This is a genomic window from Tenggerimyces flavus (assembly GCF_016907715.1).
GTDB classification, from domain to species: domain Bacteria; phylum Actinomycetota; class Actinomycetes; order Propionibacteriales; family Actinopolymorphaceae; genus Tenggerimyces; species Tenggerimyces flavus.
In genome coordinates, this window is sequence record NZ_JAFBCM010000001.1 from 7,541,505 (window position 1) to 7,554,933 (window position 13,429).

Consider the following 13,429-nt stretch of genomic DNA (forward strand, 5'->3'; position numbering starts at 1 on the left):
CACCTCGTGAAGTCTAGTGAACGTCGTCTGCTGACCTGGTTAGGCCCAGATGTCGGTGGTGCGGGTCAGCGGCGGGTTCCAGGCGAGCAGGCCCCAGCGGCCGACGGCGTCGCGGCGTACGACGGCGCCGGAGACGTTGCGGACCTTGGGCAGCGCGTCGCGGTAGCGGGACGGGTCGAGGCCGACCAGCGCGCAGACGAGGATGCGCAGAAACGTGCTGTGGGTGACGACGAGCACGCGCCCGTTCGGCTGGGCGCGGACGAGGTCGTCCAGCGCCGCGCGCCCCCGGTCGAGCGCGTCAACGGGGTTCTCGCCGCCGGGCAGCGGGTTGCCGAACGGGTCAACCTCGAACGCCGCGCGGTCCTGCGGGAACTTGGCCCGCATCTCCGCGGCCGTGAGCCCCTCCGCCTCGCCGAAGTCGAGCTCGACCAGCCGTTCGTCCAACCGCACCGCGAGCCCGGCCAGCGTGGCCGACGGATTCGCGGTCTCCCGCGCCCGCCGCAGCGTCGAGCTCACGATCGCGGTGAGCCGCGCCCGCGACGACCAGCCGGCGAGCTCGGCGGCCTGGAGCTGTCCGGTTTCGGTCAGCCGAGCATCGGTGCGACCGAGATAACGGTTCTCCGCGTGCGATGCCGTCTCGCCGTGCCGAACGAGAAACACCGTCACCGCGCCGTCACTCACATATCCCCCAAGCCTGCAAGGGCGAACTGTTGGAGCCGCTCACCGATCCACCCCCGCTCGGCAAGTTCGCGGACCAGCGCAGCGTAGGGCGAAACGAACCGCTCCGACACTCCCTCGCGCGGGATGAGCCGATCCCGGACCCGCACCATCGCCGCCGCGGCGGCGTTCAGGCTGCCGTACGCGGTGCTCGCCGCGAGGACAGCCATGCCGAACGCGCCGTCGGCGACCTCGGGCACGACGACCTCGCGCCCGAGCACGTCGGCCTGCAGCTGGTTCCAGTACGCGCTCTTCGTCGCGCCGCCGGTGAGCGCGACCGGTCCGTCGATGGGCGCGCCGAGGCTCGCGACGAGGTCCAGGCAGAGGCGTTCGACGTACGCGACGCCTTGCAGGACGCTCGCGTACCGCTCAGCGTCGTTGGTGGGCTGGCCGACGGTGAACGCTCTCGCCTCGGGTCTGGTGAACGGGAAGCGCTCGCCTTGGCTGACCAGCGGGTAGGTGATGGCTTTTGCCGGCTCGTACGCCTTGGCGGCCTGGTCGAGCGCGGCGAGGTCGGCTTGGGCGAAGTCCCGCGCGAGCACGCCGGCGCCGGCGCTCGAGGCGCCGCCCGGCCACCAGCTGCCGTCGGGCGCGCGGTGCGAGTAGAGCGCGCCGTCGGGGTCGCGCAGCGGCGTCTCGGTGGTGCCCTTGAGGACGAGCGTGGTGCCGAGGACGAAGTTCCAGGAGCCGTCGCCGAGCGCGCCCGACGCGACCTGGGCGGCGCAGCCGTCGGTGAGGCCGGCGACGACGGTGGTGCCAGCGTCGATGCCGGCGGTCTTCTTCGCGACGGTGCCGAGCTTGGTGCCGGGGAGGACGACGTTCGGGAGGCGCTCTTCTGGCAGGGCGTACTTGGCGAGGTCGGGCCAGGCGAGCGTCGTGAGGTCGACGCCGCTCTTCAGCGCGTTGCTGGTGTCCGTGGCGACAGGCTCGCCGACGAGGCGTTGCGTCAGCAGGTCGACCTGGTGGGCTAGGCGGGCGCCGGGCGGGACGTCGTGATTCTCCAGCAGCCAGAGCGCCTTGGCGAGCGCCCAGGTCGGCTGAGGCTTGGCTCCCGCGATTGTCCAGCCTTCGACGGGGTCCTTGATGAGGCGGTCGGCGTACGCGGCGGCGCGGGCGTCGTCGTACATGAGCGCGGGGGTGCACGGTCGTGCTTCGTCGTCGAGGAAGAGCACGGTGCCCGACGTACCACAGATCGCGATGCCGTCGACGCGGTCGACCTGCTGGGTGACCTCGCCGGCCGCGGCGAGGAACGCGGTCCACCAGTCCTCGGGGTCCTGCTCGTGCTCTCCGCCGTCGCGGCGACTTGTCAGCGGGCGGGCAGCCGAGGCGAGCACGGCACCCTCGTCGGAGGCGGCGACGACACGTACGCCCTGGGTACCGAGATCGACGCCGAGCCAGCTCACCTGGTCGAGCTTAGGGCGTGTCTCTCAAATATCGCCGGGCGCGCGACACCCCCAGAACTCAGCAGAGGCCGCGCGAGAAGGCACTCCGTAGGTGAAGCGTCGTGGTCGCCTTACCCGGCCTGTGGCCGCTCTACCTGGCGTCCGCCCCACGTAAAGCGGCCAATGATCATGTAAACAGGCTCTTCTTAGCCAAGGGTGGTGGTGGGGCTGGTAGCAGACCTGTCGGCGTGTCTCCTCGTGAGGGGGGTCCTGTGCCGGTCAGTCTCGGTTGGTTGCGAATCAGCCGGGGCTGGAAGGAGCACAGGACCCGTGGATGACGTTACTGGGTGGACGGCCGCGTTGGGCCTTGAGGGGTTCGAGGTGACTCGGGCGGTGGAACTGCTCGGGGAGTGGAACCTGCTGATTCAGACCACGGCCGGGTCGCAGGCGTGTCGGGAGGCGTGTCGGGGGTGTGGGGCGGTCGCGTCGCCGCATGGTCGGCGGCCGGTGGTGGTGCGGGATCTGCCGATTGCGGGTAAGCCGGTGCTGCTGGTGTGGCATAAGCGGTTGTGGCGATGCCGCGAACCTCGTTGCCTGCAAGGAAGAACGACCACGGCGACGGCCACGGCCACGACGACGACGACGACCACGGCGACGGCGGTGACGTGGTCTGAGACGAGTGAGCTGATTCGGCCGCGGCGGTGTATGACCGAGCGGGCGGTGGCCGAGGCGGTGCGCCGGGTCGGTCAGGACCAGTCCGCGGTGGCGACGGTGGCCGCGGAGTTCGGTGTGTCGTGGGGCACGGTCAACACCGCCGTCGTGGCCGCCGCGAAGGCGCTGCGCCGGCCACCGGAGGCGCGTGCGGTGACCGCGGTCGGCGTCGATGAGCACGTGTTCGGGGCCCGTGGGCCGGTGCAGTGGATGCGGTTCTGCACCACCATCGTCGACGTCGGCCGCGGGAAGCTGCTCGATGTGCTGCCGGGCCGCACCGGCCGGATCGTGTCCGACTGGTTCGCCCACCGGGACCCGGCCTGGCGGGCCGGTATCCAGGCCGCGGTGTGTGATCCGCTGCGCTCCTACCGGTCCGGGCTACGGACCGGGCTGCCGCAGGCCAGCGTGGTGCTCGACGCCTTCCACCTGGTCAAACTCGGCACCGACACGACCGAACTGGTCCGCCGCCGGGTCCAGTTCGACCAACTCGGCCGCCGCGGCCGCAAGGGCGACCCCCTGCACGACACACTGCGGCTGCTGCGCAGCAAACCCGAGGCCTTCACCCCCGACGGACACCGCGCCACCCGACTGCGCACCGTCCTACTCGACCACGACCCCACCGGCCAGGTCGGCGCCACCTGGGAGATCGCCCACCGCCTCCGCCACCTCTACCAACGCGTCGACACCACGGCGAGGCAGCGTTTCCCCAACAAAACAAGGGTCACCGCACGCCTTGACCGGCTCATCGCCGACGCCCGCTACTACGCCCACCACGACGACATCCCCGAACTAGCGACCCTGGCGAACACCCTCACCGAGTGGCGCGACCCCATCCTCGCCCGAGCCGACCACCCCTACGCCAGCAACGGCCCCACCGAAGGCACCAACACCATCATCAAGAAGATCAAACGCATCGGCTTCGGCTTCCGCAGCTTCACCAACTACCGCGCCCGCATCCTCCTCGCCTGCGCCGACATAGACTGGCCACCCAAACCCGCAGCCACCCACATCAGACACCGCACACCACGCTTGGCTGCGTAGAGCCTGTAAACATGATCATTGGCCCAGGGTGGGCCGGACCGGTCGAACCCACCGCCGGGCGAAAGATCGAGGCTCAGGCCGCGGCGTTCGCTTCGCCGAGCCAGGGGTCGAAGCCGTCATCCCGACCCTGCCAGCCCTGCAGGCCCTTCGCGAGCTCGGCGTCGGTGAGCAGGACGTCGTCGAAGGCCGTGCGTACGCGTTCCGGGTCGTCGATGCCGGTGACGACGAGGCGGGTGCTCGGCTGGTTGCCCTGCCACGGGCCGACGCTGCCGATGCTGAGCTGGCCGCCGGCGCCGTCCCAGCAGCAGGTGGTGCTGGGTCTGGTCGGCAACCAGAACCTGCCGCGGCTGCGGTGCGCGCCGCTGCCGAGGTCCTGGATCCGCTGGCGGAGGCGTTCGGGGTGGAGCGGCCGCCAGGACTGCAGGTCGAGCGTCCATACGCCGTGCGCGTCCTCCGCGCCGGTCGGCTCGATCCGGTGCGGGTCGGCGGCGGCCGAGATGCGCCGGTTGGCGGGCGCCGGCTCGAGCAACGTCGACCCGTCGACCTCGTGCACGTTCTCCAGGCGTACGCCGTTGTGGGCCAGGTGTCTGAGCAGCGTGGTCGCCCGCTCCGTGGCCGTACCCGCGAGCACGACGTGGTCGGCGAACTCGATCTGGTGCGCGAGCGTCTCCCCCACGCCGCGGCGGTCGTTGTCGGAGAGCGCGAGGCCACGTTCGACCAGGAGGTCGTCGCCGAACAGGTCGTCCTCGAGACTCCGCCGGTCGACGGCGGCGACGATGCTCTGCAGCCGTACCTGGTCAGCGACGCGCTCGCGGTCGACGACCGCGGTGGCCAGCCCGGTCACGACGGGCAGCGGCTCGGCCGCGACCGGCAGGCTGAGCACGAGGTGCTGCCAGCGGTTGGTCCTGGCCAGGCGCGCGACGGTGGGGACGATGTCCTCGCGTACGGCACAGCCCATGCACGCGTGGTCGAGCGGGACCTCGACGTCCTCGACGACGCCGTCCCGGTCATAGACGACGCGGCGCAGCGTGCCCTCCGCCTCGACGAGCGTCAGATCGTGGCTGAGCACCGCGGTGCCGGGAACGTCGAACAGCAACGTCGACGCGGCAGTCTGCCTGAGGACCTCATCCATCGACGTGACAATCGTGACCCCACTCCCCGGCATCGGCTACTCCTCATCGCTTTTGAAAACCGTTGTCAATAAGCTAGCAGACTCCTTCGGCATTTCGAGCGTGCTTCCATGATGACCCGACAACGCGTTCAGGTCACCGACGGATTTGGCCAGATGTCTTCTAGAAGCGTGCGGGCTCGCGGTATTCGCCCCAGATGGCCTTGAGGGCACCGCAGATCTCGCCCAGTGTCGCTTCGGCGCGGGCGGCTTCGAGCATCAGGGGGACCATGTTCTCGTTCGTACTCGCCGCCTCCACCAGGCGGCGCAGCGACGCGTCGACCGCGGCCTCCGAACGGGCCGCGCGGCGCTTGGTGAGCGCGTCGACCTGGTCGACCTCGACCTCGTGCGACACCCGCAGGATCTCCAGGTCGTCCGTCACCGACGACGGGGCCACGTTCACGCCGACGATGCGCTTGTCGCCCTTCTCCAACGACTGCTGGTACTGGAACGCGGCCTCGGCGATCTCCGCCATGAACCAGCCGTCCTCGATCCCCCGCAGCAGCCCCGACGTGACCGTGCCGTCCGCGCTCATGCCCTTGATGCGCGCGAAGACCTCCTCCGCCGCGGCCTCGAGCTCGTCGGTCAGCGCCTCGACGTACCAGGAGCCGCCCAACGGGTCCGCGACGTTCGTGACGCCGATCTCCTCCATCAGCACCTGTTGCGTCCGCAGCGCGATCTCAGCAGCCCGCTCCGACGGCAGTGCCAGCGTCTCGTCCAGCGCGTTCGTGTGCAGCGAGTTCGTGCCGCCCAGCACGGCGGCCAGCGCCTCGACCGCCGTACGCACGACGTTGTTGTACGGCTGCTGCGCCGTCAGCGACACCCCGGCGGTCTGGGTGTGGAAGCGCAGCCACTGCGCGCGCTCCGTACGAGCCCCGTACACGTCCCGCATCCAACGCGCCCAGATCCGCCGTGCCGCGCGGAACTTCGCGATCTCTTCGAAGAAGTCCAGGTGGCTGTCGAAGAAGAACGACAACCCCGGCGCGAACGTCTCCACGTCGAGCCCGCGCGAGAGCCCGAGCTCGACGTACGCGAAGCCGTCCGCCAACGTGTAAGCCAGCTCCTGCGCGGCGGTCGAGCCGGCCTCGCGGATGTGGTAGCCGGACACGGACAGCGGCTTGTAGGCCGGGATCTCGGCGGCGCAGTACTCCATCAGGTCGCCGATCAGGCGCAGGTGCGGCTGCGGCGGGAACAGCCACTCCTTCTGCGCGATGTACTCCTTGAAGATGTCCGTCTGCAGCGTGCCGTCGAGCTTGGAGAGGTCGGCGCCCTGGCGTTCGGCCGCGACGAGGTACATGACAAACACCGGGACGGCCGGGCCGGAGATCGTCATCGACGTCGTGACCTGCTCCAGCGGGATGCCGTCGAACAGCACGTCCATGTCGGCCGCGGAGTCGATCGCCACGCCGCAGTGCCCGACCTCGCCGAGCGACTTGGGGTCGTCGGAGTCGCGGCCCATCAGCGTCGGCATGTCGAACGCGACGCTGAGCCCTCCGCCGCCCGCCGCGAGGATCTTGCGGTAGCGGTCGTTGGTCTGCTGCGCGTTCCCGAAGCCCGCGAACTGGCGGATCGTCCACGTCTTGCCGCGGTAGCCGGTGGCGTAGAGACCACGCGTGAACGGGTACTCCCCCGGCCACCCGATCCGGTCGAACCGCGGGTCGTCCGCGCCGGGCGGCGGACCGTACACGGGCTGGACCTCGACGGCCGACAGCGTCGTGAAGTCGGCGTCGCGCTTGCGCGCCGCGTCGTAGCGCGCCTGCCACCGCTCGCGGCCGGCCTCGATGTCCTCGGGCTTCATGAGTCCAGGATAGTAGGACGTCCAACTAAATGCCGACCGGCCGCACCATAGGATGCGCGACGTGATCGACAGGTTCGTGGACGTTCCGAACGGCTACCTCTACACCCGCACCCACGGCGAGGGGCCGGACGTCGTGCTGCTCAACGCCGGGTACGCCGACCTGCGGATGTGGGACACGACCATCGCGTGGCTCGCCGGCATCGCACGGGTCACCACGTTCGACCACCGCGACACCGGGCTGTCCTCCCGCGCCATCGCGCCGTACAGCGAGCTCGACGACCTCGCCGCGGTCCTGGACGCGGGCGGCGTGGAGACGGCGCTGGTGGTCGGCGTCTCCGACGGGGCACGGCGCGGGTTGGCGTTCACGCACAGGTACCCGGACCGCGTCGAACGGGTCGTCGCCATCGGCCCGGCGCTCGGCGGCTTCCCCGATCCGAGCCCAGAGGAGACCGAGGCGCGCCAGCCGATGCTCGAGCTGTTCGCGCCGCGAGCGGATCCGGGCGGAGGACGGCGTGTACGCCGAGGCGGAGGCGGACCTGGACACCTGGGCGCCGGCGCTGGACACGTACCACCGGCGGAAGATGCTCGGGCTGGCGTACGCGAGCGAGTACTTCATCCGGCTCGAGGACTACTCGGCGCCGAGCTCGACCCGCCGGTCAAGACCCGGCTCGGCGAGCTCACCCGCCCGATCACCGTGCTCGCGGGCGGCCGCGACTTCCGGACCAGCGAGCTGTGGGGGCGGCGGATCGTACGCGAGGCGCCGGACGCGACGCTCACCGTGATCCCCGAGGCCGACCACTACCCGATGCTGTCGACGCCGAAGGAGTTTGAACGCATCCTGCGCGACCTGCTCGCCTAAGGAGCGTCGAAGTCGCCCGCGTCGTGGCGGACCCGGGTAAGCAGCTGGTGCACTTCCTTCAGGCCCGAGTCGTCCAGCGCCGCCAGGCCGAACTGGGCCCTGACCAGGTCGTTCGTCGCCGCCGTCACGACTGCGCGGCCCTCGTCGGTCACCTCGGCCAGCACGCCGCGGCCGTCCTCGGGGTGCGGGCGGCGGCGGATCAGGCCGCCGCGTTCCAGGCGCTGCACGATCGAGGTCACCGACGTCGGGTGCACCTGCAGCCGCTCCCCCATCTTGCCCAGCGGCAGCGCGCCGGTCCGGGTGAACGTGAGCAGCACCAACGCCTCGTACCGGGCGAACGTCAGCCCGTACCCGCGCAGGATCTCGTCCAAAGACGCCAGCACGAGCTGCTGCGCCCGCATCAGCGAGGTGACCGCACGCATCGCCGGGACGGCAGCATCGACCCCGAAATGCCCCTCCCACTGCCGCGCGGCCTCCTCGACCGGGTCGAACGGCAGCGGTCTCCGCTTCGCCATGACCTGGAAGGTTACCGGCGAGGGAACTAGACGCAGACGCTCAGGGGGTCGGCGTCGTGGGTTCGGTCGGCCGTTGCCGGTCGAGCTTCGGCTTCGCCGCGTCCGCCGCGGCGTTCAGCAGGTCCTGCGGCGGCAGCGTCACGGCCGGCTTGACCAGGCGTACGCCCCACTCGACGCGCCGCCAGGCCGGGCCTATGACCCTTTTCACCCAGCTCCGGATCGCGACCCACTCACGGTCGACGATCAGGCTGATCTGCAGCAGAACACCGCCCATCATCGCGCCGGCGACGAGGTCGCTCAGCCAGTGCGTGTGCCGGTACAGCGAGATCGTCGTCATCAGGATCGCGAGCAGCGGGACCGACCAGATCAGCTTGCGGGACTGCTCGGCGTTGACCTGGGCGTACCGGATCAGCAGCGCGGCGATCAGGCCGTACACGAACACCACGTTCGCGGTGTGCCCAGACGGGAACAGCATGTTGCCGACGAACAGCTCTGGCCCGCCCGTCCGCGGGCTCTCCCGCGCCGTGGCGATCTTGATCAGCCCGACGAAGAAGTTCAGGAAGAACGTTCCGGTCGCCGCGAGCACGATCGGGCGGACGGTGTGCAGCCGGCGGCTGAGCACGTACGCGGCGAGGAACAGCAGCGGCAACGCGACGCCCCGCTGGCCGATCCGGTCGACCACGTCGGCGATCGGCATCAGCTCGGGCAGCCGGTTGGTCTCAGTCCAGTTCGCGACCGCCGCGTCCAGCCGCAGGATGAACCCGCCGCGAGCGAGGTCGATGGTGATCAGCAGTACGCCGGCGAGGAGCACAGCCGACAGCGCCGGAATCCGGAACTTGCGGGGGGCATCCGGCCCAGATGACCCTGGTGACACTGGTCCCCGGACTTGGTCCGGGACCTGCGTGGGCATGACTGGACCGATTCCTCTCAGAGCGGATGCGACTCAGGCGTAGGGACCCCAAGACTACGGGTTGTGCATTCCCAGTTTCGAACGGGATATCCCTGATCGGCGTTCCCGAACCGCCCGAGTGGGGTTAGGCCGTGTTGCGAAAGTAGCGTCGGTCATCGCGCGTCGCGCGCCAGGCGATCCTTTCGCAACACGGCCTATCGCTGGATCCGCCGCGCGGTAGGCGGCCCAGGCCTGCGCGGGTGGTTGGCACGGGGACGACCGCGGCCGGCGACCACGGTGGTCGTCGTCGACGACTGCGCCGGCGCCTCGTCCTCTTCCTCGTCCCGCTCCTTCGCGGTGGCGCGGAGACCGGAACGCTGCAGCAGCCGCTGGATGGTGAGATCGCGCTGGTCGGGGTTGCCAACGTACTTGATCTCCCGCAGGCCCTGCTCCTGCGCGGCCGACTCGAAGATGAAGTGTCCGTAGCCGAGGATGCGGCCGATGAACGGCTTGTCGACAGTGATGTCGAGGATTCGCATGATCGGCGTGGTCGCGATCTTCTTGGCGAGCACGCCGCTGACGCGGAACACCCGCATGTTCGTGATCACGAACCGGTCCATGTGCTGCTCGAGCGCGTTCCAGCCCGCGTGCACGAGCAGGACGAGCATCAACAAGAGCGGGATCCAGGCGGTCTGGACGCTCATGTTCAGGCTCACGCCGAACAGGATCAGGGCGAGGGCACACTCCAGTAGAGGCACGATGTACACCACCCAGTGGTGCCGTACCTCATCGACCACGACCTCGCCCTCGTCTGCCAGCAGGTGTCGGACGACCCGCGGGTCGGCTACGGCACGCCGAAGCCAGCGGATCGGTCCGCTCACTGGAAGACGGAGGTCAGGAAGGCGATGATCGACTGGAAGGCATCAGAGATGAACCCTCCGATGCCACGCACCGCGCCTGCGGCGTCGTCGGGGTTGGTGATCAGGTAGAACGCCACCAGCGCGATGGCGAGCCACCCTACGATCTTCTTCACACCTGCGGACACGTCCGCACTCCTCCCTGGGCTCCACGGCGGCCCCGTGTGTTGCGTGAGGTAGCCCATGGAGAACTCTAAGTGTTATCGCCGACACCGCAAAGAGGTGACGGAACGTGTCGTCGACCACGCTGAGCGAGTATCCGCTGGTCACAGCGTAAGCCAACGTGATCTACGACGTGCCGCCGAATCGGCGACCTGGGGGAAAGTTCAGGGTCTGGTCAGCGGCGTTTGTTCGAGGCGCTGGAGCTGGCCGCGGGCTTGGGCTGGGCCTTCTCCGGCTGCTTGGGTAGCGCGGCGGAGGCTGTCGAGGTGGCGGGCGACGGCTTCGAGGTGTCCGTCGAGCTAGTGCTCTTGCCGTTCCCGTTGTCTCCCGAGCTAGAGCTGGACGACGGCCGGACCTCGCTCGCGATCGCGATTCCGCTGGCCGAGTCCCGCAGCCGCGCGAGGCTCTGCAGCAGGTCGTCGCGCTGCCGGCGCAGCTCCGCCAGCTGGCGCTCGGCGGCCGCGACGTCGTGGCCGACGCGGGTGTGCGCCTCCTCCAGCAGCCGCTCGCCCTCGGCGCGCGCCTCGGTCCGGATCCGCTCCGCGTCTCGCCGCGACCTGGCCAGCACCTGGTTGACCCGCTCGTCAGCGGCCCGTACGCGCTCCTCGGTCCGCGACTCCAGCTCCTCGGAGTGCTTCTCCGCCGACAGCCGCGTCTGCTCCGCCAGCGACCGCACCCGCTGCGCCTCGGCCGAAGCCGCGGCGTGCGTCGCCGCCGCCTCGCGCTGCGCCTTCTCCTGGATCCCGGCCACCGCGGAACGCTTCTCCGCCACCTCGCGCTCGGCCGACGACCGCAGCGCCGCGATCTCGTGCTCGGCGGCCTGCCGGCGGGTCAACAGCTCCTGCTCCAGCTCCCGGCGGGCTCGTACGGCCTGCTCCTTGGCCTGGTTCTGCAGCTCCTCCTGGCGCTGCCGGGCGACACCGAGCAGCCGGTCGGCCTCGGACTCGCCGGCGTTGCGCACCGCCTCGCCGTCCTCGTTGGCCCGACGGCGGATCACCGCGGCCTCGCGTTCGCCCTCGTTCTGCAGGCGCGCGGCATCGGCAGCGGCGGTGGCGCGCATCTCGGCGGCTTGGCGTTCGGCACCACTACGTACGTCGGCGGCCTGCTCCTCGGCGAGCTGGAGGATCTCCTGCGCGCGCCGACCGAGCTTGCCCCATGTTGGCTCGCCGGACTCCTGCAACAGCCGCCGCGTCGTCGCCAGATCGCGCGTCGACTCGTGCAGCTTGGCTTCTCGGTCTGCGATGTAGGCCTCGAGCGCGCCGACCGTATGGTCGACCTCGTTCCGGTCGTAGCCGCGCATCACCGCGATGGTGAACGTGCCGACAGAGCTGCCTTTCTCCAAGATGGCCAAGCCCTCGTCAGGCTCGAACATCGGCGCCCCGCCGGTGCCTGTGTCCCTCATCGTGAAGTCCTATCAGTCGCTGCGTGCCCGAAAGCCAATGTAGGGGACAACCTTGACACGTCCGGTACGGGTAGGGACATATCCACCACTACGGCTGCCTCCGTGTCGTTCCATCATCGCTTGCTTGCTCGACAAGTTCGACCAGGACGCCGCCCGCGTTCTTGGGATGAATGAAATTCACCCGTGAGCCCGCGGTCCCCGTTCGTGGCTCGTCATAGAGCACCTCTACTCCACGTTCCCTCAACTGTGCTGTCGCAATCTCGATGTTGTCGACCGTGTACGCGATCTGCTGGACACCCTCGCCGCGCTTGCCGAGGAACTTGGTGAGGGGCGAGTCCTCCCGCAACGGCGCGAGCAGTTGAAGCGGTGGTCCGTCCCCGTCACCGACCGTCAACATCGCCTCCACCACGCCCTGGTCGTCGTTGACCTCGATGTGCGTGACGTGCATTCCGAACCGCTGCTCGTACTCCTTCAACGCCGCCTCGAGATCGTGAACGGCGATCCCCACATGGTCGATCGCACGAAAAACCGGCTGCTGAACTTCGTCGTTCATGGGTCCATCGTGCGCCATGGGTACCCGTGCCGTCCGTAGGTAGGGTGATCGGACAGCATGAACCCGCTGGATGAACCTGTCGAAAACGAGCGGAGACAACGCCATGACCGCGGTCATCCTTGCCGGCGCGCGCACCCCGATGGGCCGGCTGCTCGGCAACCTGAAGAGCTTCTCGGCCGTAGAGCTGGGCGGTTTCGCGATCGCGGCCGCGCTCGAACGGTCCGGGCTGGCGCCCGAGCACGTGCAGTACGTGATCATGGGCCACGTCCTGCAAGCCGGTACGGGGCAGATCACCGCCCGCCAGGCCGCCGTCAAGGGCGGATTGTCGATGTCCGTACCCGCATTGACGATCAACAAGGTCTGCCTGTCGGGGCTGGACTCGATCGCGTTGGCGGCGCAAGTGATCCGGGCGGGCGAGTTCGAGGTCGTGGTGGCCGGCGGCATGGAGTCGATGACGAACGCCCCGCACGTTCTGCCCAAGTCACGTGAGGGTGTGAAGTACGGCGACGCCCGGTTGATCGACTCGATGGCGTACGACGGACTTTTCGATGTCTTTACCGACGCGGTGATGGGCGAGCTCACCGAGAAGCACAACGCTCAGCTCGGGATCTCGCGGGAGGAGCAGGACGCGTTCGCCGCTCGGTCGCATCAGCTGGCGGCGGTGGCGCAGAAGAACGGTGGGTTCGAGGGCGAGATCGTGCCGGTGTCCATTCCGCAGCGGCGGGGCGAGCCGGTCGTGGTGTCGGAGGACGAGGGGATCCGGCCGGACACCTCGGTCGAGGTGCTCGCGGGGCTGCGGCCCTCGTTCGCCGCGGACGGAACGATCACCGCCGGCTCGGCGTCGCCGATCTCCGACGGCGCGTGTGCGGTCGTGGTGACGTCGAAGGCGTACGCCGAGGAGAACGGTCTCCCCTGGCTCGCCGAGATCGGCGCGCACGGGGTGGTGGCCGGGCCGGACTCGACGTTGCAGTCGCAGCCTTCGAACGCGATCCGCGCGGCTTGCGCGAAGGAGGGCATCTCGCCTTCTGACCTGGATCTGGTGGAGATCAACGAGGCGTTCGCCTCGGTGGCGATCCAGTCGATGCGCGAGCTGTCGCTGGATCCTGACCGGGTGAACGTGGCCGGCGGCGCGATCGCTCTGGGGCACCCGCTCGGGATGTCGGGGGCGCGGATCGTTCTGCACCTGGCGCTGGAGCTGTCCCGGCGGGGCGGCGGGGTCGGTGCCGCCGCTTTGTGTGGTGGCGGTGGCCAGGGGGATGGGCTGATCGTTCGGGTGCCGCGCTCGTGACGCGGACGGCTCGGCGGCGGCCGACGG

The 13,429-nt window shown here is 69.6% G+C and carries 13 protein-coding genes; 3 read left to right on the forward strand and 10 right to left on the reverse strand.

Annotated elements, in window-relative coordinates:
• Positions 1 to 39: 39 nt before the first annotated feature.
• Complete coding sequence (locus tag JOD67_RS35090; RefSeq protein ID WP_205121970.1) at positions 40 to 681, reverse strand: histidine phosphatase family protein; 642 nt, start codon at positions 679 to 681, stop codon at positions 40 to 42.
• Positions 678 to 2,120, reverse strand: a complete 1,443-nt coding sequence (locus tag JOD67_RS41555) for an FGGY-family carbohydrate kinase (protein WP_205121971.1) — start codon at positions 2,118 to 2,120, stop codon at positions 678 to 680. The genes JOD67_RS35090 and JOD67_RS41555 overlap by 4 nt, the downstream gene beginning before the upstream one ends.
• A 639-nt stretch (positions 2,121 to 2,759) precedes the next feature.
• Between JOD67_RS41555 and JOD67_RS35100 the strand changes: the two genes are divergently transcribed.
• Positions 2,760 to 3,851: an ISL3 family transposase gene (locus JOD67_RS35100; RefSeq protein ID WP_307782728.1), complete on the forward strand. Its 1,092-nt coding sequence runs from the start codon at positions 2,760 to 2,762 to the stop codon at positions 3,849 to 3,851.
• Between the two features lie 73 nt (positions 3,852 to 3,924).
• On the opposite strand, the gene JOD67_RS35105 is transcribed toward JOD67_RS35100, so the two are convergent.
• Together JOD67_RS35105 and icmA are read right to left on the reverse strand one after the other, a co-directional pair.
• Entirely contained in the window at positions 3,925 to 4,983 is a 1,059-nt protein-coding gene (locus JOD67_RS35105; RefSeq protein WP_205121972.1) for a CobW family GTP-binding protein, read from the reverse strand.
• A 160-nt stretch (positions 4,984 to 5,143) separates the two neighbouring features.
• Positions 5,144 to 6,817 carry a coenzyme B12-dependent isobutyryl-CoA mutase large subunit gene (gene icmA, locus JOD67_RS35110; RefSeq protein WP_205121973.1) on the reverse strand — a complete coding sequence of 558 codons (1,674 nt, stop codon included), beginning with the start codon at positions 6,815 to 6,817 and terminating at the stop codon, positions 5,144 to 5,146.
• A 61-nt stretch (positions 6,818 to 6,878) separates the two neighbouring features.
• Between icmA and JOD67_RS35115 the strand changes: the two genes are divergently transcribed.
• A complete protein-coding gene (locus tag JOD67_RS35115; RefSeq protein WP_205121974.1) occupies positions 6,879 to 7,676 on the forward strand; it encodes an alpha/beta fold hydrolase in 798 nt (265 codons plus the stop codon).
• On the opposite strand, the gene JOD67_RS35120 is transcribed toward JOD67_RS35115, so the two are convergent.
• The 6 genes from JOD67_RS35120 to mce all read right to left on the reverse strand — a co-directional run bounded on the left by JOD67_RS35120 (position 7,673) and on the right by mce (position 12,219).
• Positions 7,673 to 8,191, reverse strand: a complete 519-nt coding sequence (locus JOD67_RS35120) for a MarR family winged helix-turn-helix transcriptional regulator (RefSeq protein WP_205121975.1) — start codon at positions 8,189 to 8,191, stop codon at positions 7,673 to 7,675. The genes JOD67_RS35115 and JOD67_RS35120 overlap by 4 nt on opposite strands.
• A gap of 40 nt (positions 8,192 to 8,231) precedes the next feature.
• Complete coding sequence (locus tag JOD67_RS35125; protein ID WP_205121976.1) at positions 8,232 to 9,101, reverse strand: phosphatase PAP2 family protein; 870 nt, start codon at positions 9,099 to 9,101, stop codon at positions 8,232 to 8,234.
• A 194-nt stretch (positions 9,102 to 9,295) separates the two neighbouring features.
• Positions 9,296 to 9,961, reverse strand: coding sequence for a PH domain-containing protein (locus JOD67_RS35130; protein ID WP_205121977.1), 666 nt, complete (start codon positions 9,959 to 9,961; stop codon positions 9,296 to 9,298).
• The gene (locus tag JOD67_RS35135; protein ID WP_239556687.1) at positions 9,958 to 10,125 is read right to left on the reverse strand and encodes a hypothetical protein; all 168 of its coding nucleotides are present in this window, start codon (positions 10,123 to 10,125) and stop codon (positions 9,958 to 9,960) included. Before JOD67_RS35135 ends, JOD67_RS35130 begins: the two co-directional genes overlap by 4 nt.
• Before the next feature lie 209 nt (positions 10,126 to 10,334).
• Positions 10,335 to 11,561, reverse strand: coding sequence for a coiled-coil domain-containing protein (locus JOD67_RS35140; RefSeq protein ID WP_205121979.1), 1,227 nt, complete (start codon positions 11,559 to 11,561; stop codon positions 10,335 to 10,337).
• Between the two features lie 88 nt (positions 11,562 to 11,649).
• Positions 11,650 to 12,219 (reverse strand): methylmalonyl-CoA epimerase, encoded by a 570-nt coding sequence (mce, locus tag JOD67_RS35145; protein WP_307782662.1) that lies wholly within the window; start codon positions 12,217 to 12,219, stop codon positions 11,650 to 11,652.
• Here mce and JOD67_RS35150 point away from each other — a divergent pair.
• On the forward strand, positions 12,218 to 13,402 hold the full coding sequence (locus tag JOD67_RS35150) for an acetyl-CoA C-acetyltransferase (RefSeq protein ID WP_205121980.1): 1,185 nt from the start codon (positions 12,218 to 12,220) through the stop codon (positions 13,400 to 13,402). The two genes, mce and JOD67_RS35150, sit on opposite strands and share 2 nt — an antisense overlap.
• Positions 13,403 to 13,429: the final 27 nt, after the last annotated feature.